The sequence below is a fragment of the Desulfitobacterium nosdiversum genome, from assembly GCF_049860565.1.
Lineage (GTDB): Bacteria > Bacillota > Desulfitobacteriia > Desulfitobacteriales > Desulfitobacteriaceae > Desulfitobacterium_A > Desulfitobacterium_A nosdiversum.
Map to the genome: position 1 here is coordinate 1,572,498 of NZ_CP172056.1, position 23,566 is coordinate 1,596,063.

Here is a 23,566-nt window from a genome sequence, read left to right on the forward strand (position 1 = left end):
TGAGGTGGTCCGAAATGGTTGATCTACAAATTAACCAACAATTTGGACGGATCGGTTTAAAAATTATACCTTTTCAATACGATCTGAAACAGCAGGCTCCAGATTTGCAGATTCAGCAAACACCTGCTCAAATATCTATAACTCAACCGGCAGCCACATTAGAAATCGATTATACCCCAGCTCGTGAAGCGCTGGGGTATTGTGGTATCAACACACAGTTAAAGCAGTTTAATCAGGAAGCGATGACGACTTCAATGGAGGGCATTTTACGACGAGTCCATGAAGGATATGAATTAGGACATATCGAAAAGAAAGTATCAGTGGCTCAGGTTGTTAAGGAAGCAACAGCCCCACGGGAGAAGGATCTTGAATTAGTCGTCATTCCACCTATTGAAGTTAAGGTTTCTCTTAATTCTTTTGGATTTGATGTTAATCAAGGAGGAGTTAAGGGAACGTTTACACCAGGGACTATTCAAGGCGATTTTACATATGGTACAGTTCATACATATCTCGAACAGGAACCATCAATTTCGATCCACGCTATAGGTTCTGCAGTAGATATTAAAGCATAAGTAAGATAAAGGAGAATGAAGGATGACTGAACACGGAAAAAAAGAAGAATTAATTTTTAACTTTCCGCAAGGATTACCAGGATTTGAAGATCTCTCTGAATTTAGATTCCTCCCCGAAAAAGAAGCCCCACTTGCCCTTTTAACATCAGCCGAGTCTGAGGAAATCGGCTTCATTTTATTGAGACCGGAAGTTTATTTTCCTAACTATCTTCAAGAAATAGAGATAGAAGACACCGCTGACGTCTTAAAAGCCGGTATGGATACGCCTATCGATGTCTGGGTGATTTTAAAACTTTGCCAACAGGACTTAAGCAAGACAACGGCTAATCTTCGTGCGCCGTTACTTTTTAATCCAGAGAAGAAATTGGGACTCCAATATATTCTTAATGATGATCAGTATTCCTCGAGCACGATGGTATTTCCGGCGAAGGATACAGCTACGCTCCAGAAAGGAGCTGACTAATAATGCTCGTGCTCTCACGTAAAATTAATGAAAAGATTAAAATTGGCGATGATATTGAAATTACCATCGTTGCGATATCCGGAGAGAACGTGCGTATTGGGATTAATGCGCCTCGAGAAATTAAGGTGCTACGGAGCGAAGTGTATGATGATATCCAGGCACAAAATAAAGAATCAGCCAGTTTAGGGATTCCGCAAGGTTTGCAGGAACTTTTTAAAAATGATTTTAAAAAATAAATATAATGGCAAAGCGCAAATAATTTGAGTTCTTTATACTCATCTAAGTGGCGATTAACCTATGAATTGAGTCAATTAGGCTTCAAATGGATGATAATTTCCCCCCGATAGCTAGGTTTATTTCATAAAAGACTTAAGTACCTAAGGAATAAGAAGATATTGCATGAAATATGAATATATATAACCATAATCAAGTTAAATCGCTCTTTATTAAAATCAAATATTTTCGATAAATATAATGTAAAGCATTTCTCTAAGCCGGCAGAGAAATTGCAGATACAACGTTGTCCACATGGATGTGGACACACGAAATTCAAGGAGGGAAAACTTAATGATTATCAATACTAACATTGCAAGTATCAATGCGCAACGTAATCTTTTAGGAACGAATAATTCCGTACAGAAATCCTTAGAAAAATTATCTTCTGGTTATCGTATTAATAGAGCTGCAGATGATGCAGCTGGTTTAGCTATTTCTGAAAAAATGCGCGGTCAAATTAGCGGTTTGAAACAAGCATCCAGCAATGCACAAAGTTCAATTTCCATGATTCAGACGGCTGAAGGTGCATTGAATGAAACTCATAGTATTCTCCAACGGATGAGGGAACTAGCAGTTCAATCCGCGAGTGACACGAATACAGCAGATGACCGGTCGAAAATTCAATCTGAAGTGGATCAATTATCTAAAGAAATTACTAGAATTTCTAATACAACAGAATTCAATACGCAAAACCTTTTGGCCGGTGGCTTGAATGATACGTTCCACATTGGGGCTAATGCAGGACAAAATATTAGCTTATCTATTGGTGCTATGGATGCTCAATCTTTAGGCGTTGCTGGTAGCGCAAAATCTATTGATACTTTTGCACCAGGAGCAGGAAAGATTGCCAATGCTACTAATGCTTCAAGAGGATTAGCTGCAGGAAATGGATATACATTAAATGTTACTGCGACTGCTGCAGCAGCCGGTGCTGTGAATACTGACCAAGTCACCGATGCTGCAAATACTTCAAAGTTAGCTGTGACAAATGGCAATTTATTTACAGGAACTACAGACACCAAATATATAGTTAAAGTTGCTACTACCGATACTGCAGTTGTCGGTAATAAAGCCACGAGTATCCAGTATTCTAAAGATAATGGAAATAGTTGGACGACAGTTACAGCCGATGCTAGTGCAGGAATCGCTATTGATGGTATGACCTTCACATTAGCTGCATCTGCAGTTGGTAAATATACCGCAGGCGACCAATATTCATTTACTGCTACCGCTGCTAAAGCTGATATACAGCTTCAGGATAGTGGGGCAAATAAAATTGGAGTTGCGCAAACCGTTCACTATGGAGATACTTCGGCGACGATTGGTTCTAATACAAATGGTCAAACAGTTGATATTGGATTCGTATTTTCTACCCTTGCGACTGGAGCCTCCACATTCAATGTGTCGGATATTACATCGACCGCTGCTTCAGTAAATGATGGAGTTGTAAATAGTCAGGCAACAGTTGCGGCTGGACTTAATGTCAGTAACCAATCGGCTGCTTCAACAGCAATCACAACAATTGATAAAGCTATCAATTCCGTTTCTCAAGAACGTTCCAAACTTGGAGCTATGCAAAACCGCTTGGAACATACGATCAATAACCTTGGAACTTCAGCTGAAAATCTTACTTCTGCCGAATCCCGTATCCGTGATGTTGATATGGCAGCTGAAATGTCCAACTTCACAAAGAATCAAATTCTCAGCCAAGCTGGTGTTGCAATGCTTGCTCAAGCAAACCAAGCTCCTCAATCAGTGCTCAAACTATTGGGTTAATATCTTTAGGATTATTACGAATCTTTGTACAAGCCGACCGGCCTTTGTCGGTCGGCTTTTGAACAAATCACGAGAAGTAATAGTTGCTAGGAGGAATCGCTAATGGTCAACTCGATTCAGCCCATTACTCAGACCACGGCAATTCCGGTGGATGCATTTCCGGGGCAACGGTTGGAAAAAGACCAGGAAATTCCACGTCAAATCATTGATCGGAAAGCGGAAATCCCATCGGCTCGTGAAGAAGTACCTAGAGAAGAAGTTGAGAAAGCAGCTGAAAAGCTAAATCGTCTAATGGGGATTATTGATAAACGTTTAGAATTTAGTGTGCATGAGAAATCTGGCCGTGTCATGGTAAAAGTAATCGATCAACAAACGGGGGATGTCCTAGATGAGATCCCACCTAAAAAAATTCTTGATATGCTAAGCTCCTTTACTCAAATGGCAGGAATATTTGTTGATAAACAGATTTAGAGGTGATTGTTATGTCAGTGTCTTCAACAAGCTCAAATAGCCTGGCGATGTCCGGCATCTCAGGATATGATTTTTCTGGAATTGTAGATAAGCTGGTGGCAGTATATAAAATTCCAGAGAATCAGATGGTGCAACAACAAACGGATCTGCAAACCCAAAAGGATGCCTGGCGGGATATCAAGTCGCGCCTTTCGGCCTTGGAGAATACGCTGACCGCCTTGCGTGATACCCCTACCTGGACATCAACAAAGGCGACGTCAAGTAATACAGATTTACTATCCGTCACAACGGGTTTAAATGCAACTCAAGGGACTTATTCAGTTACCATCAATAATATTGCCAAAGCACAAACGGTTGTCAGCAAAATCATAAGTGTTAATGATACTAGTACTGCCGTTGATGCCTCTGTTAATGGGCTTAAAGTCTGGAGTGGAGAGGGCTCTTGGGATTTTTCCATTCAAAACCCGGATACCACAAAGAGCCCTTTTTCCATCCATATTAAAAGTTCTACTTCAGGAGCACCGAGTTTGAGCGATATTCAAAACGCCATTAACACGGCCCGGGCAGGGATTACGGCCTCAGTCGTACAAGTTGATTCCGGTAAATACCAGCTTTCGATTACATCTAATCAGACGGGACTTACGAACCGTGCCAAGTTTGTAGATACCAACGGAATTCTCGGCAATTTGGGAATTACAGTGGATTCCTCAACAGGGTATGTAACAAACACTTATAACCAAGCTAATGCCAGCACCAGTGGCGGAGTCAGTATTGCTGCTGAAGATGCTGATTTTGCAGTTAATGGGCTTTCCGTAAAGAGTAGTACCAATGCAGTAACAACGGCAATTCCAGGAGTTACTTTAAATCTTAATAATGAAGATAGCAGCAAGACTGTGACCGTCTCAGTAACAGCGGACTATTCCGCTGCACAGAAAGCAGTACAGGCCTTTGTCGACCAGTATAATTCGGTACAGGAGTTTCTAGCAACCAAAACGAGCTATGACAAAGATACTAAAAAAACGGGAGATTTATTTGGCGATTCTACTGTTCAATCGATTCAAGCACGCTTGCGGGGCATGGTATCGGGTTTCTTTGACAATCCGACAAATACATTTACATCCCTAAGCCAAATCGGGATTAGTACTTCTGCAGATAATTATGGCACGGATGCGAAAATAAGCTTTGATACCAGCAAATTTACAACGGCTATGGGAAAAGATCTCCAAAGTGTGGCAAATTTATTTGGTGCTTCTTATGGTGGAGTAAACCCAGTCACTACCTCAACAAGTACGACTAAAGCGCAGGGGTTAGGAAATATTTTAGAAGAATATTTACACCCTATGGTGATGTATGAAGGCTCACTGGATACAATGCAAAATAATTTGGGTAAACAAATTGATGATGTTAAACAAAGTATTACAGATTTTGAAAAACGGGCCAATGCCTACCAGGAACAGATGAAACTTAAGTTTGCTGCACTCGAAACCACTTTAGCAGGACTGAGTTCCCAAAGCACTTGGTTAACTGGACAAATCAATGCTATGAACGGGCAAAGTAGCAGTACGAAGTAGAGGATAGCGAGTTAGCTTTACTATTCTTGAGGAGGCAAATACATGTTAAACACTATGCCAAACGGTAATCCCTATGCTACCTATAAACAAGCAGCAGTGGAGACGGCAACACCAGAAAAGCTTCTGCTAATGCTTTATAATGGAGCAATTAAGTTTCTGCATTTAGCTGAAAAGGCTTTGGATGAAAAAGATTACTCAGCCTCGAACCAATGGTTGATCAAAGTTCAAGATATCATTTTAGAACTTATGAATACTTTGGATATGGAGAGAGGCGGAGAAATCGCGGCTAATCTATATCAACTTTATGATTTTTATCTTCAAGAAACGATTCAAGCGAATTTAAAAAAGGATGCAAAACGTCTTACTTCGGTTCTTGAATTTTTTGAACTATTCAGGGAGACCTGGTTGGAAGCGGCAAAAAGTGCTCGTCTCGGTGCACGATGATGAGGAGCAAAATTTTAGATGAATTAATCTCGGGCTACCAGGTAGAACTTGAAAAATATGAGGAATTCTCTAAGTTTGCGCTATTCTTCGAGAAAGAACTAGAACAAGAGATTGAAACTGAAAAGTTAAAAAAATATATGATTGAGCGAGAAGTAAAAATTGCTGAAATCAAAGAGCGAGAGGCGCATAATATCTTGTTAAAGAATCAACTTTGCGAGATATTAAACGTTTCAGAATTTACAATTATTAATTTCAAAGACTGTAGTATTGATTCAAAGAAGTTAGATCAACTTAATGAATGGATACTTAAGATCGAAGATACTATAAAGAGCATTTTAGTATCAGATCAGCGGATCCAAGATAAATTAAAAATGGAGAAGGAAGCAACGAAGCTTGAGCTCCACCGCATTCAGAGCTTTAAACGGGCAAAGAATGCTTATTCTGGAGGAGAAACTCTTGAGGCTCAATTTATCGATAAAAATAAATAGATTGAACGAATTAATCTCTTAATAATAAGGGGTTATTTTTTTGCCCAAAAGTCCTATTGCAAACTGTTCAAAAGTCGTATAGTTTGTCGAATGTAGGCATTTACATATATTCTGGATAAATGCTAGTATAAGGTAATAATACCATAGCAAATTTTGCATATTTAAAATGTAAAAATTAACATTTTTAAAGGAATTAAAAAAAAAATGGCGAATTAAGAATGAAGGATTACTCTGTCTTTCGAAGTATTATTAGATAAGAACTAGAATATTTATATGAATTACTCATTCGGTTAATTAAGTTAACGTTTTAAGATAGGGGTGGAACTTAGTTATGAGCGAAGATGACCAAAAAAATATGGGAGTGGATTTAGGTGAATTTTTGGAATTTTACCTTCTGGATTCTCAGGAACAGATTGAAAAGCTGGGAGCTGGGCTATTACAGTTAGAAAAAGAGGGGAATAATATTGCCCTCATTAACGACTTGTTTCGTTCGGCCCATAGCTTGAAAGGTGCTTCAGGGACAATGGGCTTTACGTCGATTGTAGCCTTAACTCATTCTGCTGAAGATCTGCTTGATCGCTTACGGCAAGGAAAAATCGAAGTCTCCATGGATATGATTGATGTACTTCTTGAAGTGACGGATCGTGTCAAAGCAATGCTTGGCCAGGTTGAACAACATGAAGAGATTAACATAGAGTTTCAGGATTTAGTTAATGAGATGAAGGCAATTCTCAATGGGGAAGGCAGCAATCCAAAATCTAATCAACCAGATGTATCCTCACCCCAAGTAGAAGAAGCGAGTGAAGAGTTTCAGCCGCTTGATTTCTTATTATCTGAAGAAGAAAAAACTAAAATTGTTAATGCTCAGAGCTTAGGACATGGGATATATCAAGTTGATATAAAATTTGACCCTAATACATTGATGAAAGCAGTTCGCGCTGTAATGGTCGCACAACGTTTGGACGGCATGGGAAGTGTCGTGAAAATGCTTCCTAGTCTTGAAGATTTAGAGAACGCTTCTTATGAGGGAGCAAGCCTGCTTGTTTATTCGGATGAATCTCAGCAAGAAATCCATGAAGAAATCATGGATGTTTCCGAAATTGCTGAAGTTGCAGTACATGTTTATCCAGCAGTCGAAATGAGAGAAACTAAACTTCAGGTAACAAAGCAGTCCGGAGCTGAAGAAGCCGCTAAAGCAGAAGTTGCGGCAACCGCTGCAGTTGTAACCCAAGAAGAAAAACAGCCAGTTAATAAAACAAGCCAACCAGCCATGAAGGTGTCCCAGACAACCTCGGTTCCTGCATCTTCGGGTGAAAATCATCAAGTCCACACCATTCGTGTAGATACAGCACGAATGGATAATCTTATCAATCTGGTCGGTGAAATGGTTATTACACGGACCCGTTTGGTTCAAATTGGTCTTGATCTTAAAGATCAATATAAGATGGATGCGCTTGTAAATAATTTGAATGAAACCAATGTATACCTGGGGCGGTTAATGAATGATCTTCAGGAAAGTGTAATGCGATTGCGGATGGTGCCGATTGGTACAGTTTTCAGCCGATTCCCGCGACTAGTACGGGATTTGGCCCGTAAAACGGATAAGGAAATCGAACTTGTTCTAAAAGGAGAAGATACTGAACTTGATAAAACTGTAGTTGAAGTCATTGGAGATCCGCTGATGCACTTGATCCGTAATTCGGTGGATCATGGGATTGAACAGCCTCAAGAACGCTTAGCCGCAGGTAAACCGGAAATTGGTCAAATTACATTAGATGCTTACCATGAAGGTAATCACATTGCTATTCTCATTTCTGATGACGGTGAAGGCTTAGATCTGGGTAAAATCCGCAAGAAAGGGATTGAGAAGGGGCTAATTGGCGAACGTGAAGAACTCGCAGATCGTGAAATTGCCAATCTTATTTTTTTGCCGGGCTTTAGTACGGCGGATAAAGTAACGGATATCTCAGGCCGCGGGGTTGGAATGGACGTTGTTAAGAAGGCCTTAAATAATCTCGGGGGAATGATTGATATTGATACCCGTCGAGGTCAAGGAACAACCTTTACCATTCGTTTGCCTCTAACTTTAGCTATCATCCAAGCTCTTTTAGTAGAAGTGAGCGAGGAGATTTATGCAATTCCGCTATCCTCCGTTTTGGAAACTTTGCTTGTTAATCGCAAGGAGATCAAAATGGTTGGCAACTTACCGATGGTACAACTCAGAGGTAATACCTTACCTCTTATTTCCCTGCAGGAAAAATTTGATCTTCCAACTCCAGAAAATCCAGGTGAGGAAGTCTTCGTTGTTGTTGTCGGCCTTGGTGATAAGGCTTTAGGAATAATCGTTGATGGTCTTCGCGGACAGCAAGAAATTGTAATTAAGTCTTTAGGTGAACTTTTAAACAATCTCCCAGGTATTGCCGGAGCAACAATTCTCGGCGATGGTAAAGTCACCTTAATCTTAGATATCGGAAGCCTTATTCAAGATATTCTGGTCATGAGAAAAAGCTAACCCACGCATGACCTTAAATAAGCATCAAGGCTATTCGCGTAAATGTATGACTCAAAGGCTTAAACAAAAACCTTTAAGAATGACAAGAATGGCAAATAAAGACAGCTAATAAAAGGCCTTATAAGCATAGCTTCTCGCACAGAAGTGAACGATTTCGCGGAGGGGTGTTAAAGCGCACGGCGCTTCCGTGGGTTAGCGACGCCAGTGGTTCACTTCAGGTATTACCCTGAGGTTTGGCAGAGCTCCCACGGAAGCGAGTGGGCTAGCCCCGGAGCGGTGAGTGAATGGATGTGCGAGAAGCTACATGACCCAAAATTATGAAAAGCTTAAAAATAGAATATAAGGAGGGCTTATTCATGTCAGAAGAGCAACTCGTTACATTTGGACTTGGCTCTGAAGAATTTGGTATCAATATTATGCTAGTTCAAGAAATCATAAGGATTCCTCCCATTACACGCGTGCCCAAAGCTCCAAGTTATGTCGAAGGAGTAATTAATCTGCGCGGAAACGTTATTCCCGTTGTTTCTTTAAGAAATCGCTTTGGTATGGATCATGTTGAAGAAACAGATCTTAGCCGGATTATTGTTTTACAAGTTCATAATAAGGTTTTCGGTATCCGCGTAGATGCGGTTACTGAAGTTCTGCGATTAGATACAGATTCTATCGAGCCGCCGCCGCCGGTTGCCTTAGGTATGGACTCACACTACATTCGAGGAGTCGGAAAAATTGGAGAGCGACTTCTTATTCTCCTTGATTTGGATCAAATCATAGGTGGGGAGATGAACCATGAGGCAAGCAACTAATTCTCCAATCACTGTTCTGATTGTTGATGACTCGCCATTTATGCGATTAACCCTTCAAAAAATATTAAGCCAAGATCCGGAAATTAAAGTTCTTGATTCGGCTCGAGACGGTCGGGAAGGAATTGAAAAACTCCAGGCCTTAAATCCTCAGGTAATTACAATGGATGTTGAAATGCCGGTTATGAACGGGTTGCAGGCTTTAGATGAAATTATGCGCTGGAAGCCTACTCCGGTTATTATCCTCAGTGCGGTTACTACGGAAGGAACAGAAGCGACCATGAAAGCATTTGATTATGGAGCTTTTGATGTTGTCGCGAAGCCTTCCGGAGGAGCAGGAGCAGATCTTCAGGCCCTTGCTCGGGATTTAAATGAAAAGGTTAAGGGGGCTGCACAGGTCGACCCGGCCCGGCTGAGCAAAAAGGGAATTATCAGTCGAATGACGATAAAAAGCAGTACCTATTCTGCTCCGCAAAATACTGCGACTAATACGCCTCAACCCTCCAACCGTTTGCAAGCCTCAACAGCAGGGATTAAGGGAAGTACAACATTACAAAGTTCTATCAGTAAAAGTGTTTCCGCGGGCATGACGTATCCCAAATATCCCGTTGAAATTGTTGCCATTGGGACTTCTACAGGAGGTCCCTCAGCTCTTCAAAAGGTACTTCCCCAATTACCTGCGAATTTTCCTGTTCCAGTTATTGTAGCGCAGCATATGCCGCCCGGCTTTACAGGCCCGTTAGCTCAGAGGCTAAACGGGTTATGCCCGCTGAATGTTCGTGAAGGGGTTCATGGTGAGCTTCTAAAGGCGGGTACAATATATATTGCTCCAGCGGGTAAACAACTTCAAATGGTACGGCGCGGCGGCCAGCTTCAACTTCATATTGGAGATGAGGCTCCTATACCGACTCTTTATCATCCTTCAGTTGATGTTATGTTCCTTTCCCTTGCTAAGGAAGTAGGCAAAGGAACGCTTGGAGTCGTTATGACCGGCATGGGAAATGATGGACAAAAAGGAATGCGGGAAATTAAGGCTCTTGATGGTTTTGCAATTGCAGAGGCAGAAGAAACATGTGTTGTTTATGGTATGCCGCGTTCAATAGTTGATGCAGGGCTTGCCGATCGAGTTGTGCCCGTCAGTGAGATCGGTAATGTTATAGTCGATTGTGTTTTGAAAAAGGAGTAACAAAATGGGAATTTTTAACGCGATTGATACAAGCGCTTCAGGATTAACCGCTCAACGCTTGAGACTGGATCTGATTTCTAACAATGTCGCAAATATCAACACCACACGTACTGCACAAAGTACGGCTGCCGGAAACCCTATCCCTTACCAGCGGCAAGTTGCGGTATTTGTTCCGCGACCTCCGGAAAATACATTTTCTAGTGTATTAAATCAAACCTTAGCGCTTAATAATGCAAACTCGGTAGGCAGAGGAGTGGAGGTTGCGGCTATAGGCCAAGATACAACACCCTTTAGGTTGGAATACAATCCGGATTCCCCTGACGCTGCAAAAACTGCAGAAGCGGGCATACCTGTTGGATATGTACGGATGCCAAATGTCAATATCGTCACTGAAATGGTGGATATGATCTCTGCCTCAAGAGCCTATGAAGCAAATGTCACGGCACTTAATGCAAGTAAATCCATGATGGTAAAAGCACTGGATATTGGAAAGGGGTAAAACTGAATGGCAGTGAATGCAATCCCGCCTATTAATTCAATAAACATGATCAATCCAGGTACTGCAGTTAATCCTGTGCAAAATACAAATGCTAATATCGGACAAACCAATGGTATTGGTAAAGCGAGTTCAGACTTTGGCCAATTTCTTTCCGATGCACTAAATCAAGTTGATGCGTTGCAAAAAACTGCAGATGCCGCCAGCATAGGTTTAGCCACCGGTCAGATCCAAGATATCCATACGGTAATGATTGCTTTACAGAAAGCAAGCCTTTCGTTAAATATGACGGTAGAAGCTCGTAATAAGGTATTAGATGCTTATCAAGAGATCATGCGCATGCAGATGTAAAGGTTTACTTTTTAATTCTTAATCATTAATACGCAGATCATCACTATTATAGGGTGGTTAGCAAAAATTAAAACTTATTTTTAATATTAAATTAAGTAAAGGGGGAGCCATGGATGAATTTTTCGTGGGCTGGAATACAAGAATCCGTCCGTAACTTTTGGGGTAAATTATCCCGTCCACAGAAAACGATTACTGTCATCACTCCTCTGATTGTCGCGGTAGCTTTATTTTCCCTTATCTACTGGGCAAGCCGGCCTCAGTATGAGGCCATCTTTTCAAATATGTCGGCTGCCGATGCCGGGGCCGTAACGACGAAGCTAAAAGACTTAAAGGTCAATTATCAATTGGCCGATAACGGTTCAACGATTATGGTTCCGAAAAGTCAAGCTGCTGAGGTTCGTTTACAGTTAGCGAATGCAGGTCTTCCGCAAGGAAGCAAATTCAGTTTTGATAACTTAAACCAAATGCATTTAGGGGAAACAGATGCAGATCGAAAACTACGTTATGTTCTCGGGTTGCAGAATGAATTGGAAACGACCTTAAAAACCCTGTCCGGAGTGCAAGATGCAAGGGTTCATATCGTTATGCCTGAATCCTCTCTGTTTGCAAGCAACGAAAAACCAACGACTGCTGCTGTTACTTTGAAATTGGCACCTGGAACGAAGATTGCGGACGAACAGGTTAACGCAATTGCCAATCTTTTAGCCGGATCAGTAGAAGGGCTGCAACGGGAGAATGTAACGATTGTTGATACAAATGGAAATACTCTTTCCGATGTGATTGGAAAGAGCAAGGACCCTCAAAAATTGTCGGCAGACCAACTGCAGCTTCAACAGCAAGTGGAGAATGATCTTCAAAAATCTGTACAAAGTATGCTTGATCGTGTATTGGGGTCGGGTAAAACAGTTGTCCGGATGAATGCAGTTCTTAATTTTGATCAAGTTTCAATCAATTCTACGAAAAATGGGCCGGGTGCTGTTGTTAGTGAGCAAAACAGTACTGAAAATTCTTCAAGCGGGACTCCCGGCGGAGCGGTTCCAGGAACAGTGACGAATATTCCTGGCTATCAATCGGCAATTGCGGGTGGCTCGACTTCTACCTCTCAGAAAGCAAATTCAACGAAAAATTATCAAGTGGATACGACCCAGGAACAACGCGTTGTAGCTCCCGGAACGGTTAAACGTTTATCTGTTTCTGTCATGGCAGACTCGGATAGCGTAACACAAGCCCAACTTGCTCAGATTCAAACGATAGTTGCTTCGGCAAGCGGTGTTGATCTTACACGAGGAGATCAGATTCAGGTCGCGGCAATTCCCTTCGATAAAACTTCATTAAAACAAACTCAACAGGAAATGGATGCAGCAGCTCGCAAGCAGCAGATCTTGAAATATGTCGAGTTGGGCGCAGGTGTCTTGCTTGCGGTTATCTTTATTATTTTAGTTCTGAGAATGCGTTCTAAACGCAAAGCAGAGGCTCTGTCTTTTGGCCTTGGGGGGGAACTTCAACCTGTTCCTTTGGCTGCAGCCGAAGAACTTTTATTGGCTCAGCAAGAAGCACAAAAACAAGCTGAAAAAGAAGCTGAAGTCAAACTTGCTCAGAAAAAACAAAAGTCAGCAGACGAAATAGAAAAACAAAAGATCAAAGAAGCGGTAGAGCTGTATGCTCAGAATAATCCGGACGAAGTAGCCCGACTTGTCAAGACATGGTTAGCGGAGGAACGATAGGAATGGCCCAAAGTATTAATGGACTTCAGAAAGCGGCAATTTTAATGATTTCCCTTGGTCCAGATAAGTCTGCTAAAATTGTTCAGCATTTAAACGAGTCAGAGATTGAACAGTTGACGCTGGAGATGGCTAATGTTCGTAAAATATCTGCCGAGCAGCGAGATGAAGTTGTTGATGAATTTCATCAAATGTGTATGGCCAATGACTATATTGCGCAAGGTGGGGTTGATTATGCCCGTGAAGTACTTGAACGGGCTTTAGGTGAACAGCGTGCGTTTGAAATCATCACACGCTTATCTTCCTCCTTAAAGATGCGCCCCTTTGACTTGGTTCGGAGGACGGATCCAAAGCAGCTTCTTTCCTTTATTCAAGGAGAGCATCCACAAACCATTGCGTTGATTATGACTCACCTTCCACCGGATAAGGCGGCAATAATTCTTTCGAGTCTTCCTCATGAACGGCAGGCTGATATTACCCGACGTATTGCCCTCATGGGAAGAACAAGCCCGGAAGTACTTAAAGAGATAGAGCGGATTTTAGAACGTAAAATCTCTAGTTTGGCGCCAACGGATTATACATCCTCCGGCGGAATCCAGAGTGTGGTTGATATTCTCAATCGCAGCGATCCAGGAACACTAAAGGTCGTAATGGATGCCTTAGAAATGGACGATCCTGAACTTGCTGAACAAGTTAAACGTCAAATGTTTGTCTTCGAGGATATTGTCATGTTGGATGACCGGGGTATTCAGCTTGTACTGCGTGAAGTGGATTCGAAAGATTTGGCACTGGCGATTAAAGGTTCAAATCCTGAAGTCGGGCAAAAAATCATGGCCAATATGTCGTCCAGAGCTTCACAGATGCTCAAAGAAGACATTGAATTTATGGGGCCTGTTCGTTTACGTGATGTCGAAGAAGCTCAACAACGAATTGTTAAAGTCATTCGTCGTCTTGAAGAAAGTGGTGCTATTGTGATTTCGAGAGGTGGCAGCGATGAAATCATTTATTAGACAGAGAGTTGTAAAGAGCCAAACCGTTGAAGTTTTAATTCCTCGGTTAGTAGAATGTAAAAATGAGGAATTTGAGCACCTAACTAATCATATCACTGTTGTTTATCAAGCTATAGAAAAAAATGCTGCGGGTGAGTCGAATCAAAATATTGAGGAAAATACGATACAGGGAGCAGAAAATGTTGCTGACCCGCTGATTTCGGAAGCAGAGCTGAAAGCTCAAGCTATTATTGAGCAAGCCCAAACTATTCTTGCTCAGGCTCAAGCCGACGCGGAACATATTAGAGCAAATGCTCAAATTGAAGCTGATGAGCTTAAAAAGAAGGTCAGTGAAGAGGCAGCGGCTCAGGCTCAGGCAGAAGGCTATGAAAAGGGGTTTAGCCAAGGGCAGGCCGAAGGAATGGCTAAGGTAAGACCGGAGGCCGAGCGAAAATTGCAGGAAACAAATGCTATTTTACAGCTCGCTCAACACGCTGCCAAAGAAGAATGGAGTAAGGCTGAAACTGACCTTGTACATCTTGCTCTGAAAATTGCCGAACGTGTGGTAAGGTCAAGTCTTGCGATTACACCAGAGTTGCTGCTTAATCAGATAAAAGCCTTAACCCTTTTTCCGCAATCACGCGAGGGTTGGCTGTTACATGTTTCTCCTGACGATTTTACATGGCTGTCTCAGGCAGACATTCAAGCCCAGCTTCAAGTGAACTGCGTTTCTAATGATACTTTACATCCGGGTGACTGTTTTCTTGAATGCTCAGAGGGAATTTTCGACGCACGTTTAGAAGTTCAGCTCGATCATTTAGAGTATCTGTTGAAAGAGGAATTAAAGCATGGGGAATTGGAATCAGCTAGCCATTAAAATACAAAATATGGAGCCTGTTATTTCACAAGGGCGGGTGGCAAAGATCGTCGGTCTTATGATCGAATCCGAAGGCCCTCGTGTCAGTGTAGGGGCGTATTGTAAGATCATAACGAGGGAGGGAGCGGAAATTCCCGCCGAGGTAGTTGGCTTTCGCAATTCGACAGCACTCCTCATGGCTTTAGCCGAGTTAGAAGGAATTGCTCCTGGAGATAGAGTTGTACCCCAACAGCAGCGCCTTATGGCTGGAGTGGGGGAAGGCTTACTGGGGCGTATCTTGGATGGCTTAGGACATCCTCTCGATGAGCGCCCCTTGGACTTAAAGGAGGTTTACCCTCTGCACAGCTCTCCGCCGAGTGCTTTCTTACGTCCGAGAATCCGAGAGCCATTAACCGTCGGGGTTCGAGCTATTGATGGCATGCTGACCATTGGACGAGGGCAGCGGATTGGAATATTTGCGGGTTCCGGTGTAGGAAAAAGCACACTCCTTGGAATGATTGCCCGAAACACTACCGCGGATATCAACGTGATTGCCCTTGTGGGTGAGCGGGGACGGGAACTTCGTGATTTTATCGAGAAGGATCTTGGGGAAGAAGGATTGAAGCGTTCTGTTTTAGTTGTAGCTACTTCTGATCAGCCGGCTCTGGTTCGTTTAAAAGCAGCATACACGGCAACAGCAATTGCGGAATATTTCCGGGATTGCGGAAAGAATGTTTTGTTGATGATGGACTCGGTCACACGTTTTGCCATGGCTCAACGTGAGGTGGGTTTAACCGCCGGGGAGCCGCCGGCTACTCGAGGCTATCCGCCCTCGGTTTTCGCACTTCTGCCTAAACTTCTTGAACGTTCAGGGATGTCTCAGCAGGGCAGTATCACCGGCATTTATACGGTATTAGTGGACGGTGATGACCATAATGAACCCATTGCCGATGCAGTGAGAGGAATCCTTGACGGGCACATTGTTCTCACTCGCGAAAAGGCTATGCAAAACCACTATCCGGCAATTGATATTCTTCAATCCGTAAGCCGTGTCATGACGGATGTTATAACCCCGGAGCACAAAGAATTAGCGGGCAGGCTGAGAGAATATCTTGCGGTATATCAAGATGCTAAAGATTTAATTGATATTGGAGCTTATGTTTCAGGAAGTAATCCTCGGATTGACGCATCCATTGAACATAATGAAGGAATTCGATCTTTTCTGAGACAAGGAGTGAATGAGAAATCCACTTTTGAAGAAATGTTTATTGCATTGAAGAAGAGCTTAAATCCAGATCTGGAGGAATAGGAGATGCCACGGTTTAAGTTTCGGCTTGAGGCGGCTTTAAAATTGGCTGAGCGGGAGCTGGATAATGAACGAAGGCGTTTGGCTGTCGAACTTGAGCAGTTGCGCCAAGTGAAAAATGCTGCCTGTAAAGCAGAAGAGGAATGGCAAGGGGCAATTCAAAATCAAAAAGAGGCAGGAATGCATGATCCGGAGAATTTAGGACGATGGCAAGCTTACGCAGTGAGTCGGCTAAAACGATTGAGAGAACTTCAAAAAGAATTAGAAGAACAGGAAAAACGAGTGGAAGCGCAGCGCGTAAACGTGATAGAAGCCCATAAAAATCAGGAGAAACTAAAAAAGCTGAAAGAAAAAAAGAAAGCCGCCTTTTGGTTGAAGGAGCAGCATCGTGAACAAAACCTTTTGGATGAAGCGGGTCAAATTATTTTTATGCGGCAAAGGGAAGAGCAGGAGTATGAAGTAGAGGATGAATTCTAAATGATAACAGTAACACGTATTAACGGTAAAGAATTTGTTCTAAACTGCGACCTTATTGAAACGATGGAAGAAACCCCGGACACGGTAATTACCTTGACGGGTGGAAATAAATATGTAGTTTCTGAGAGTATGGAGGAGCTGATTGAAAGGATTACGAAGTATCATCAGCACTGCCATCCCTTGTATTCAAGTGTAGAGGAGTCGAAGGAATGAAGATTAAACGGTTAATCTCGATTATCATGCCGGTTGTTCTGGGATTAGCAGTAGGCGTAGGCGGAACAATTGGCGTTCAGAAATTTATCCTTCCTAAACCTGCTGTAACAGCGCAGGCGGCAACAACTGAGGATGGACCGGTTGTAGAAATCGGTGAGTTTACGCTTAATTTGCAGGGAGGAGCTTTCCTAAAAACGCAAATTGCTGTGGTGGGCACAGATAAGAAAGCCGAAACTACTATTAAATCCAAAACTAACTTTATAAAGGATCGAATTAACACCTTGTTATCCAGTAAGACATTAACAGATATGCAACCGCAAAATAGGGACAAATTAAAAAAAGAACTAATAGCCCAACTTAATGAAGTTACCGGTAATAAAATACAGGACATACTTTTCCTGACTTTTATTTATCAATAAAACCAATTTATTTAGATTAAGTTCGAACTTTGTTAATGTAGAAAAAGTTGAGAGGGGGGATCTTATGGGAGACGTTTTATCCCAAGCGGAAATCGATGCGCTGCTCAGCGCACTTTCTGATGGGCAGGTGGATGCAGAAGAAATAAAAACTACCAAGGTACAAAAGAAGATTCGGGTTTATGATTTCAAGCGGCCAAATAAGTTCTCCAAAGATCAGATTCACTCTCTCCAGAATATTCATGAGAACTATTGCCGAGCCCTGACAACCTATCTCTCGGGACACTTACATTCGGTGATTGAGACGAAGGTACTTTCAATTGAACAGATAACGTATGACGAATTTATCCGATCGTTGCCGAATCCAACAATTCTCGGTATTTTTGCATTTAACCCGCTTGAAGGAACTGTGCTTATGGAAATGAGCCCGGGATTAGCTTTTATAATTATTGATCTCCTTTTAGGCGGTGTGGGAAATGCCGCGGAAAAAAATCGTGATCTAACTGAGATTGAGAGTACGATTATAGAACACCGGCTCAGCCAAATGATTGAGATGCTGGAAGAATCATGGGAAGAGGTTGCTCAGCTCAAACCCCAATTTATGACGCTCGAGACAAACCCTTCATTTACCCAAATTGTAGCTCCCAATGAAATGGTTGTTCTCATTACGATTGAAGTAAAAGTTGGAGAAGCGCTGGGAATGGTTAACTTCTGTTTACCGTATTTGGTGCTTGAGCCCATTCTCGATAAACTCAGTACTTTCTTTCTGTTCTCAACCCAGGCAAAAGTCAGAAGCCCGGAACAAGTTCGAGCAATCCGCAAGAAAATTGAATGGGCTAAAATCGATATGACTGCTTTATTGGGACAGACCGAGATTTTGGTCAGAGATCTGATCGAACTTGCTCCGGGAGATGTGATTCCTCTCCAGCAAGGAGTAGAAAATCCACTCTCAATTTATGTTGGGAATTTTAAAAAGTTTCGGGGAGTTCCCGGCCTAAACGGAGAACATCTTGCTGTTCAAGTAACAGAAATTCTAGAAGAAGGAGGGGATCAAGATGGGTAATGGAATGCTTTCACAAGAAGAGATCGATGCTTTACTTCGCGGATCGGCTACACCGGAGCCGGCTGCGGAGGAACCAGTTGAAATGTTTACAGATATGGAAAAGGACGCAATTGGGGAGATTGCGAATATCTCCATGGGAACAGCGGCAACGACCTTATCCCAGCTTTTAGGCAAGAAAGTCGAAATTACGACTCCTAAGGTGGATATTACGGATGCCAAACAAATCCGCAAGGATTATCCGATTCCGTCCGTCATTGTTGATGTTAAATATAAAGCGGGGATTGAAGGTTCAAACTTCTTGATTCTCTCACAACGTGACGGTGCGGTTATTGTAGATTTAATGATGGGTGGGGATGGTAAAAACCCGACAAATGAATTATCTGAGCTTCAAATCAGTGGAATTTCCGAAGCGATGAACCAAATGATGGGTTCAGCAGCTACATCCATGTCCACGATGTTTAATTCAATGGTCGATATTACTCCCCCACAACTTATCCTTAATGATTTAGGGGATGAGTCGAGTGAAATTCAAGATTTTCTAACTTTAGATGAGCCTGTCATACGGATATCCTTTCGAATGGTCGTCGAGGATGTTATCGACAGTATCCTAATTCAAGTAGTTCCCATCGATGTCGCGAGAGGTATGGTGGGTAAACTTATGGGTTCTATGGGCGCTCCTGCATCGCAGCCTGCGGTTCAACCCAAACCTCAACCTCAACCTCAAGTTCAGCCACAGCCACAACCACAGCCGATGGCTCAAACCGCAATGCCGTCGACTCCACCGCCACAAATGTCCCAGTCAGGTACACAGCCTATGTATGGACAGGCGTATGGGGCACCTGCCGGAGGGTATGCAGTTTCTCCCCAACCCAATTATTCCCCGACTTCGGTTCAGCCGGCTCAATTTGCTCCGCTTCGGGCTGCAAATATCAGCGTTTCTCAGGATAATCTCGGATTGATTCTTGATGTTCCGCTTCAAGTGAGCGTTGAGCTGGGTAAAGCCAAAAAAACAATTAAAGAGATTCTGGAATTGGGACCCGGTTCAGTGATAGAGTTGGATCGCCTGGCAGGAGAGCCTGTGGATATGATTGTTAATGGCAAGCTGGTTGCGAAGTGTGAAGTTGTTGTTATTAACGAAACGTTTGGAATCCGGATTACAGACATTATTCAGCCGAACGAAAGAATGGCTGCTATTAATTAAAATCTGGACAAATCCTAAATATTAAACTATTTCGCTAAAGTGCGACGAGGAGGAACACCTGTGAGTGCAAATGTATTAATTGTTGATGATGCAGCGTTTATGAGAATGATGGTCAAGGATATCTTAACGAAAAATGGTTTCAACGTTGTGGGTGAAGCTGAAAATGGTGCAGTTGCTGTGGAGAAGTATACGGAATTAAATCCTGACCTTGTCATCATGGACATCACAATGCCTGAGATGGACGGATTACAAGCTGTTAGAGAAATCCGCAAAATTTCTTCTCAAGCCCGCATTATTATGTGCAGTGCTATGGGCCAGCAAGCTATGGTTATTGATGCAATTCAGTCTGGCGCAAAGGATTTTATTGTAAAACCGTTCCAAGCGGATCGAGTAATTGAGGCTGTTAATAAGGCGTTGAAGTAAAATGTCGGATATTGAAGGTAAGATTTATGCTCCGAGTGCAGCAGATGTGGCTCAAACTGGTAGCTTTTCCTTGTGGGGACTTGTCGGGACAGTGCTCATCTTTATTGTCATCTTGGTTATTGCGTTATGGATAATTCGGCGCTTAAACCGCTCTGTCCTACGCGGAATGAACACACCATGGGCAAGAGTTTTGGATCGGCAAATCCTAAATGGGCAGCAATCGCTTTATCTTGTTGAGATTGCCGGCAAGCTGCAAGTATTAGGCGATTCAGATCATTATCTCGTTAAATTAACCGAGATAGACGATCCTGAGCTGGCAGCTGAAATTCTTGACGAGATTGCAAATCGCCCGGTAGAAAAGGCGGAAAGTTCAATTAGCCGCTTTTCGCAAAGGCTGTTTAGCGGGAAAAGACGTAAACCGAAAGGCACTTTTTCAAGCGAACTGGAGCAACTGCTTAAGGAGGTCGAAAAATGAGTGCCTTCTTAAGTAAAAAACGCCGGGTGATTTATAGTAAAATATTTAAATATTCGTTGGGGTGGGGCGTTTTTGGACTAGGAATTCTGCAGCAGGCAAGCCCCGTTTTGGCAGCAGGGTTAAGCCTGGATTTAGGTAACAATGCCGCACAGCAAACGAGCACTTCGCTGCAAATTCTGTTGCTTCTTACCGTCCTATCTATAGCTCCGGCTATTTTGGTTCTTATGACCTCTTTTACGCGGATCATTGTTGTTTTGTCCTTTGTGCGTAATGCTTTGGGGACACAGCAATTACCGCCGAATCAAGTATTGATCGGGTTGGCCTTATTCCTAACTTTTTTTGTTATGGCTCCAACGTGGAATGATCTTAATACGCAAGCTTTACAACCGTATTTAAAAAATCAAATTACACAGACGGAAGCTTTACAAAAAGCGGAAGAACCGTTAAGAACATTTATGTTTAAGCAGACCCGTGAAAAGGATCTTCAATTATTCGTTGAACTTTCAAAATTGGAACGGCCAAAAACCTATAAAGATATTCCTACGTATGTTCTTATTCCAGCTTTTGTCATCAGTGAGCTTAAAACGGCCTTCCAAATGGGTTTTGCGATATTCATTCCTTTTATGGTTATTGATATGATTGTTTCGAGTACACTCATGTCCATGGGAATGATGATGTTACCGCCGATGATGATTTCTTTGCCTTTTAAACTTTTGCTTTTTGTTTTAGTGGATGGCTGGCATCTTGTTGTACAATCCCTTGTTACCAGTTTCCATTAGCAAAGATTTAAATGGGTGTGATTTAAGATTTTTTTATTAGTTATTGGAAGGGGGATGCTGATGAGCCAGAACGAAGTAATATATATGGCGAAAGAGGCTCTTGGTGCGGCTCTGCTCGTTGGTGGACCAATTTTGGGGGTTAGCCTACTCGTAGGCTTGCTCGTCAGTATTTTTCAAGCGATGACCCAGATCCAGGAACAGACCTTATCTTTTATTCCTAAAATCATTGCTATTATCGCTTTAATGCTTCTTCTTGGACCTTGGATGTTAACTGTTTTAACTTCGTATACGACAAACTTATTTACTCAGCTTGCAACATTTGCGAACTATTAGTACCGAGGAATGATTTAAACGTTGAGTTTCAATGCTTGCCGGAGATGATCACATGGGACTTGCTCAATTTTTACAATGGAATGTATCGCTTTTTTTATTGATTCTATCTCGGCTGGCAGGAATGATAATGCTTGCACCGGTATTTGGGGCGCGAGGAGTTCCCGGCATGGTTAAACTAGGACTTGCTGTCGGCCTTTCGATTATCCTTTACCCTTTGATTAAAGCTTCAAACCCCGTAATTCCAGAAACGTTATTGCTTTATGCAGCCTTAGTTGCTAAAGAAACGTTTGTTGGACTTGTTATTGGTTTTGTAATTTATTCATTAACTGCAATTTTACAAGGGGCTGGACAGCTCATTGACTTCCAAATGGGATTTACCATGGGGAATTTGATTGATCCGGTTTACGGAATGCAAAGCCCGATGATGGGAAATTTTCAACTCATTTTAGCAACGATGTTGTTGCTTGCCACAAATGCTCATCACTATCTGATCGCGGCGATGGTCAAAAGTTATGCTTATATTCCGGTTAGTCCAACGGCGCTGCCACAGGGAATTGATTTTTATGTCAAATTAGTCTCCGCTGTATTTTCTTTATCAGTGCAACTTGCTCTCCCCGTTATTGGAGCGTTATTTATCGCTGATCTCGGGGTCGGGTTATTATCCAGAGCGGTACCTCAGCTTAATATTTTTACAGTTGTTTTTCCTGTAAAGATTATCTTTGGCTTTGTTGTATTGTTTCTTTCAATGGCTTTTTTCGGAGAAGCCATAAATAATTTATTTAACTCAAATATGGCTTGGATACTCCAGCTCTATAAAGGGTGGAAGCCATGAGTGAAAAAAACTTAAAAGCTACACCTAGACGACGGGAAGAAGCACGCAAAAAAGGTCAAGTACTTAAAAGCCAAGAGCTTGTGTCTGCATTTATGCTTCTGGGGTTCGTCGCACTTTTAAAATATTGGCTTCCGCTGATGCTGACTAAAATGCAAGGCCTTTTTAATTATGTATACAGCTTGCCCCACGAGTGGAGCGTACAATCTGTATCTGTGCTTATGGTCAATCTAATTTGGGTCGGAATACAGATTGTCGGACCAATTTTTATTGTCGGTGCTTTAGTCGCGACGGGGCTGAACTTCTTGCAGGTTAAATCCTTATTTACGATAGAGACATTAAAGCCTCAACTTTCAAGAATAAGCTTAATCAATGGCGCTAAAAGAATGTTTGGGGTAAGGGCGTGGGTCGAACTTGCTAAATCCTTACTTAAAGTTATCTTAATTGGATATTTTTTATATGCCGCTATTCGCGATAATCTTGAAGTTTTTCCTGCCCTCATGCAGCTTAGCGTCGCTCAAGGGACTGTTTTTATCGGACAAATTCTGATGAGTCTTGCCTGGAAGATTTCCATATCGTTTATTTTTATTGCAATTTTTGATTTTCTTTATCAATGGTGGGATTATGAGAAAAATTTGCGCATGTCCCATGAAGAAATGAAACAAGAGTACAAACAAACAGAAGGAAATCCGCAAATCAAAGGGGAAATTAAAAGGAAACAGCGGGCGATCGCGATGAGCAGAATGATGCAGGACCTCAAAAAGGCGGATGTCGTTGTTACGAACCCAACGCACTTTGCAGTCGCTCTTTGCTATAACCCGGAAGAAAACGCCGCTCCTTATGTCGTTGCTAAAGGAGCCGATCAGGTAGCGTTGCGCATACGGGAGCATGCCAAAGAATATGGCATTGTTATCATGGAGAATAAGCCGCTGGCACGAGCTCTTTTCGCTCAGGTTGAAATTGGGCAAGCCGTTCCTGCGGATTTATATAAGGCTGTAGCTGAGGTTCTGGCTTTTGTCTATCGCCTCAAGAAAAAACGACCGACCGCATAAAATTTGTCTTTGAAGAAAGGAGGAGTA

General features: G+C 42.3%; 28 protein-coding genes. All 28 read left to right on the top strand.

Annotated elements, in window-relative coordinates; all coding sequences use genetic code 11:
- The first annotated feature begins 14 nt into the window (after nucleotides 1-14).
- The 28 genes from ACHOLT_RS07445 to flhB all read left to right on the top strand — a co-directional run bounded on the left by ACHOLT_RS07445 (nucleotide 15) and on the right by flhB (nucleotide 23,539).
- Nucleotides 15-572: a DUF6470 family protein gene (locus ACHOLT_RS07445; RefSeq protein ID WP_425806928.1), complete on the top strand. Its 558-nt coding sequence runs from the start codon at nucleotides 15-17 to the stop codon at nucleotides 570-572.
- Between the two features lie 22 nt (nucleotides 573-594).
- Complete coding sequence (gene fliW, locus ACHOLT_RS07450) at nucleotides 595-1,035, top strand: flagellar assembly protein FliW (RefSeq protein WP_425806929.1); 441 nt, start codon at nucleotides 595-597, stop codon at nucleotides 1,033-1,035.
- Between the two features lie 2 nt (nucleotides 1,036-1,037).
- The gene (gene csrA, locus ACHOLT_RS07455) at nucleotides 1,038-1,271 is read left to right on the top strand and encodes a carbon storage regulator CsrA (protein ID WP_425806930.1); all 234 of its coding nucleotides are present in this window, start codon (nucleotides 1,038-1,040) and stop codon (nucleotides 1,269-1,271) included.
- Between the two features lie 331 nt (nucleotides 1,272-1,602).
- Nucleotides 1,603-3,087: a flagellin gene (locus tag ACHOLT_RS07460; protein ID WP_425806931.1), complete on the top strand. Its 1,485-nt coding sequence runs from the start codon at nucleotides 1,603-1,605 to the stop codon at nucleotides 3,085-3,087.
- A gap of 102 nt (nucleotides 3,088-3,189) precedes the next feature.
- Nucleotides 3,190-3,558 carry a flagellar protein FlaG gene (locus ACHOLT_RS07465; protein WP_425806932.1) on the top strand — a complete coding sequence of 123 codons (369 nt, stop codon included), beginning with the start codon at nucleotides 3,190-3,192 and terminating at the stop codon, nucleotides 3,556-3,558.
- An 11-nt stretch (nucleotides 3,559-3,569) separates the two neighbouring features.
- Complete coding sequence (gene fliD / locus ACHOLT_RS07470; RefSeq protein ID WP_425806935.1) at nucleotides 3,570-5,129, top strand: flagellar filament capping protein FliD; 1,560 nt, start codon at nucleotides 3,570-3,572, stop codon at nucleotides 5,127-5,129.
- Between the two features lie 42 nt (nucleotides 5,130-5,171).
- Nucleotides 5,172-5,573 carry a flagellar export chaperone FliS gene (fliS, locus tag ACHOLT_RS07475; protein WP_425806937.1) on the top strand — a complete coding sequence of 134 codons (402 nt, stop codon included), beginning with the start codon at nucleotides 5,172-5,174 and terminating at the stop codon, nucleotides 5,571-5,573.
- Complete coding sequence (locus tag ACHOLT_RS07480) at nucleotides 5,570-6,061, top strand: hypothetical protein (protein ID WP_425806938.1); 492 nt, start codon at nucleotides 5,570-5,572, stop codon at nucleotides 6,059-6,061. The genes fliS and ACHOLT_RS07480 overlap by 4 nt, the downstream gene beginning before the upstream one ends.
- Before the next feature lie 331 nt (nucleotides 6,062-6,392).
- On the top strand, nucleotides 6,393-8,573 hold the full coding sequence (locus ACHOLT_RS07485) for a chemotaxis protein CheW (RefSeq protein ID WP_425806939.1): 2,181 nt from the start codon (nucleotides 6,393-6,395) through the stop codon (nucleotides 8,571-8,573).
- Between the two features lie 356 nt (nucleotides 8,574-8,929).
- Nucleotides 8,930-9,376, top strand: a complete 447-nt coding sequence (locus ACHOLT_RS07490; protein ID WP_425806941.1) for a chemotaxis protein CheW — start codon at nucleotides 8,930-8,932, stop codon at nucleotides 9,374-9,376.
- Entirely contained in the window at nucleotides 9,360-10,559 is a 1,200-nt protein-coding gene (locus tag ACHOLT_RS07495) for a protein-glutamate methylesterase/protein-glutamine glutaminase (protein WP_425806943.1), read from the top strand. The genes ACHOLT_RS07490 and ACHOLT_RS07495 overlap by 17 nt, the downstream gene beginning before the upstream one ends.
- A gap of 4 nt (nucleotides 10,560-10,563) precedes the next feature.
- On the top strand, nucleotides 10,564-11,058 hold the full coding sequence (flgC, locus tag ACHOLT_RS07500) for a flagellar basal body rod protein FlgC (RefSeq protein ID WP_425806945.1): 495 nt from the start codon (nucleotides 10,564-10,566) through the stop codon (nucleotides 11,056-11,058).
- A gap of 6 nt (nucleotides 11,059-11,064) precedes the next feature.
- On the top strand, nucleotides 11,065-11,406 hold the full coding sequence (gene fliE, locus ACHOLT_RS07505) for a flagellar hook-basal body complex protein FliE (RefSeq protein WP_425806947.1): 342 nt from the start codon (nucleotides 11,065-11,067) through the stop codon (nucleotides 11,404-11,406).
- Nucleotides 11,407-11,519: 113 nt separating this feature from the next.
- Nucleotides 11,520-13,130 carry a flagellar basal-body MS-ring/collar protein FliF gene (fliF, locus tag ACHOLT_RS07510; protein ID WP_425806949.1) on the top strand — a complete coding sequence of 537 codons (1,611 nt, stop codon included), beginning with the start codon at nucleotides 11,520-11,522 and terminating at the stop codon, nucleotides 13,128-13,130.
- Nucleotides 13,131-13,132: 2 nt separating this feature from the next.
- A complete protein-coding gene (gene fliG, locus ACHOLT_RS07515) occupies nucleotides 13,133-14,137 on the top strand; it encodes a flagellar motor switch protein FliG (protein WP_425806950.1) in 1,005 nt (334 codons plus the stop codon).
- Nucleotides 14,121-14,993, top strand: coding sequence for a FliH/SctL family protein (locus ACHOLT_RS07520; RefSeq protein WP_425806953.1), 873 nt, complete (start codon nucleotides 14,121-14,123; stop codon nucleotides 14,991-14,993). The genes fliG and ACHOLT_RS07520 overlap by 17 nt, the downstream gene beginning before the upstream one ends.
- The gene (fliI, locus tag ACHOLT_RS07525; protein WP_425806955.1) at nucleotides 14,965-16,281 is read left to right on the top strand and encodes a flagellar protein export ATPase FliI; all 1,317 of its coding nucleotides are present in this window, start codon (nucleotides 14,965-14,967) and stop codon (nucleotides 16,279-16,281) included. The genes ACHOLT_RS07520 and fliI overlap by 29 nt, the downstream gene beginning before the upstream one ends.
- 3 nt (nucleotides 16,282-16,284) lie before the next feature.
- Nucleotides 16,285-16,755 (top strand): flagellar FliJ family protein, encoded by a 471-nt coding sequence (locus ACHOLT_RS07530; RefSeq protein WP_425806958.1) that lies wholly within the window; start codon nucleotides 16,285-16,287, stop codon nucleotides 16,753-16,755.
- Nucleotides 16,756-16,968: a flagellar FlbD family protein gene (locus ACHOLT_RS07535; protein WP_425806960.1), complete on the top strand. Its 213-nt coding sequence runs from the start codon at nucleotides 16,756-16,758 to the stop codon at nucleotides 16,966-16,968. It begins immediately after the preceding gene.
- Nucleotides 16,965-17,387 carry a flagellar basal body-associated FliL family protein gene (locus tag ACHOLT_RS07540; protein ID WP_425806961.1) on the top strand — a complete coding sequence of 141 codons (423 nt, stop codon included), beginning with the start codon at nucleotides 16,965-16,967 and terminating at the stop codon, nucleotides 17,385-17,387. The genes ACHOLT_RS07535 and ACHOLT_RS07540 overlap by 4 nt, the downstream gene beginning before the upstream one ends.
- 64 nt (nucleotides 17,388-17,451) lie before the next feature.
- Nucleotides 17,452-18,447 (top strand): flagellar motor switch protein FliM, encoded by a 996-nt coding sequence (gene fliM, locus ACHOLT_RS07545; protein WP_425806963.1) that lies wholly within the window; start codon nucleotides 17,452-17,454, stop codon nucleotides 18,445-18,447.
- Nucleotides 18,440-19,648, top strand: a complete 1,209-nt coding sequence (fliY, locus tag ACHOLT_RS07550) for a flagellar motor switch phosphatase FliY (RefSeq protein ID WP_425806964.1) — start codon at nucleotides 18,440-18,442, stop codon at nucleotides 19,646-19,648. Before fliM ends, fliY begins: the two co-directional genes overlap by 8 nt.
- Before the next feature lie 60 nt (nucleotides 19,649-19,708).
- The gene (locus ACHOLT_RS07555) at nucleotides 19,709-20,071 is read left to right on the top strand and encodes a response regulator (RefSeq protein WP_425806967.1); all 363 of its coding nucleotides are present in this window, start codon (nucleotides 19,709-19,711) and stop codon (nucleotides 20,069-20,071) included.
- Between the two features lies 1 nt (nucleotide 20,072).
- Nucleotides 20,073-20,546 (top strand): FliO/MopB family protein, encoded by a 474-nt coding sequence (locus ACHOLT_RS07560; RefSeq protein ID WP_425806969.1) that lies wholly within the window; start codon nucleotides 20,073-20,075, stop codon nucleotides 20,544-20,546.
- Nucleotides 20,543-21,325 (top strand): flagellar type III secretion system pore protein FliP, encoded by a 783-nt coding sequence (fliP, locus tag ACHOLT_RS07565; protein ID WP_425806971.1) that lies wholly within the window; start codon nucleotides 20,543-20,545, stop codon nucleotides 21,323-21,325. Before ACHOLT_RS07560 ends, fliP begins: the two co-directional genes overlap by 4 nt.
- A 60-nt stretch (nucleotides 21,326-21,385) precedes the next feature.
- Nucleotides 21,386-21,658 carry a flagellar biosynthesis protein FliQ gene (fliQ, locus tag ACHOLT_RS07570; RefSeq protein WP_425806972.1) on the top strand — a complete coding sequence of 91 codons (273 nt, stop codon included), beginning with the start codon at nucleotides 21,386-21,388 and terminating at the stop codon, nucleotides 21,656-21,658.
- Nucleotides 21,659-21,710: 52 nt separating this feature from the next.
- Entirely contained in the window at nucleotides 21,711-22,490 is a 780-nt protein-coding gene (fliR, locus tag ACHOLT_RS07575) for a flagellar biosynthetic protein FliR (RefSeq protein ID WP_425807930.1), read from the top strand.
- On the top strand, nucleotides 22,487-23,539 hold the full coding sequence (flhB, locus tag ACHOLT_RS07580; RefSeq protein WP_425806973.1) for a flagellar biosynthesis protein FlhB: 1,053 nt from the start codon (nucleotides 22,487-22,489) through the stop codon (nucleotides 23,537-23,539). The genes fliR and flhB overlap by 4 nt, the downstream gene beginning before the upstream one ends.
- The last annotated feature ends 27 nt before the right edge of the window (nucleotides 23,540-23,566 follow it).

What these genes read in the sequence shown, in the direction of transcription:
- ACHOLT_RS07465 (WP_425806932.1), top strand. Translation starts at nt 3,190, where the DNA reads ATGGTCAACTCGATTCAGCCCATTACTCAGACCACGGCAATTCCGGTG.
- flhB (WP_425806973.1), top strand. Translation starts at nt 22,487, where the DNA reads ATGAGTGAAAAAAACTTAAAAGCTACACCTAGACGACGGGAAGAAGCA.
- ACHOLT_RS07540 (WP_425806961.1), top strand. Translation starts at nt 16,965, where the DNA reads ATGAAGATTAAACGGTTAATCTCGATTATCATGCCGGTTGTTCTGGGA.
- fliG (WP_425806950.1), top strand. Translation starts at nt 13,133, where the DNA reads ATGGCCCAAAGTATTAATGGACTTCAGAAAGCGGCAATTTTAATGATT.
- ACHOLT_RS07460 (WP_425806931.1), top strand. Translation starts at nt 1,603, where the DNA reads ATGATTATCAATACTAACATTGCAAGTATCAATGCGCAACGTAATCTT.
- fliE (WP_425806947.1), top strand. Translation starts at nt 11,065, where the DNA reads ATGGCAGTGAATGCAATCCCGCCTATTAATTCAATAAACATGATCAAT.
- ACHOLT_RS07485 (WP_425806939.1), top strand. Translation starts at nt 6,393, where the DNA reads ATGAGCGAAGATGACCAAAAAAATATGGGAGTGGATTTAGGTGAATTT.
- flgC (WP_425806945.1), top strand. Translation starts at nt 10,564, where the DNA reads ATGGGAATTTTTAACGCGATTGATACAAGCGCTTCAGGATTAACCGCT.
- fliS (WP_425806937.1), top strand. Translation starts at nt 5,172, where the DNA reads ATGTTAAACACTATGCCAAACGGTAATCCCTATGCTACCTATAAACAA.
- ACHOLT_RS07520 (WP_425806953.1), top strand. Translation starts at nt 14,121, where the DNA reads ATGAAATCATTTATTAGACAGAGAGTTGTAAAGAGCCAAACCGTTGAA.
- csrA (WP_425806930.1), top strand. Translation starts at nt 1,038, where the DNA reads ATGCTCGTGCTCTCACGTAAAATTAATGAAAAGATTAAAATTGGCGAT.
- ACHOLT_RS07490 (WP_425806941.1), top strand. Translation starts at nt 8,930, where the DNA reads ATGTCAGAAGAGCAACTCGTTACATTTGGACTTGGCTCTGAAGAATTT.
- ACHOLT_RS07530 (WP_425806958.1), top strand. Translation starts at nt 16,285, where the DNA reads ATGCCACGGTTTAAGTTTCGGCTTGAGGCGGCTTTAAAATTGGCTGAG.
- fliW (WP_425806929.1), top strand. Translation starts at nt 595, where the DNA reads ATGACTGAACACGGAAAAAAAGAAGAATTAATTTTTAACTTTCCGCAA.
- ACHOLT_RS07495 (WP_425806943.1), top strand. Translation starts at nt 9,360, where the DNA reads ATGAGGCAAGCAACTAATTCTCCAATCACTGTTCTGATTGTTGATGAC.
- fliI (WP_425806955.1), top strand. Translation starts at nt 14,965, where the DNA reads ATGGGGAATTGGAATCAGCTAGCCATTAAAATACAAAATATGGAGCCT.
- ACHOLT_RS07445 (WP_425806928.1), top strand. Translation starts at nt 15, where the DNA reads ATGGTTGATCTACAAATTAACCAACAATTTGGACGGATCGGTTTAAAA.
- fliD (WP_425806935.1), top strand. Translation starts at nt 3,570, where the DNA reads ATGTCAGTGTCTTCAACAAGCTCAAATAGCCTGGCGATGTCCGGCATC.
- fliY (WP_425806964.1), top strand. Translation starts at nt 18,440, where the DNA reads ATGGGTAATGGAATGCTTTCACAAGAAGAGATCGATGCTTTACTTCGC.
- fliP (WP_425806971.1), top strand. Translation starts at nt 20,543, where the DNA reads ATGAGTGCCTTCTTAAGTAAAAAACGCCGGGTGATTTATAGTAAAATA.
- ACHOLT_RS07535 (WP_425806960.1), top strand. Translation starts at nt 16,756, where the DNA reads ATGATAACAGTAACACGTATTAACGGTAAAGAATTTGTTCTAAACTGC.
- ACHOLT_RS07560 (WP_425806969.1), top strand. Translation starts at nt 20,073, where the DNA reads ATGTCGGATATTGAAGGTAAGATTTATGCTCCGAGTGCAGCAGATGTG.
- fliM (WP_425806963.1), top strand. Translation starts at nt 17,452, where the DNA reads ATGGGAGACGTTTTATCCCAAGCGGAAATCGATGCGCTGCTCAGCGCA.
- fliR (WP_425807930.1), top strand. Translation starts at nt 21,711, where the DNA reads ATGGGACTTGCTCAATTTTTACAATGGAATGTATCGCTTTTTTTATTG.
- fliQ (WP_425806972.1), top strand. Translation starts at nt 21,386, where the DNA reads ATGAGCCAGAACGAAGTAATATATATGGCGAAAGAGGCTCTTGGTGCG.
- ACHOLT_RS07480 (WP_425806938.1), top strand. Translation starts at nt 5,570, where the DNA reads ATGATGAGGAGCAAAATTTTAGATGAATTAATCTCGGGCTACCAGGTA.
- fliF (WP_425806949.1), top strand. Translation starts at nt 11,520, where the DNA reads ATGAATTTTTCGTGGGCTGGAATACAAGAATCCGTCCGTAACTTTTGG.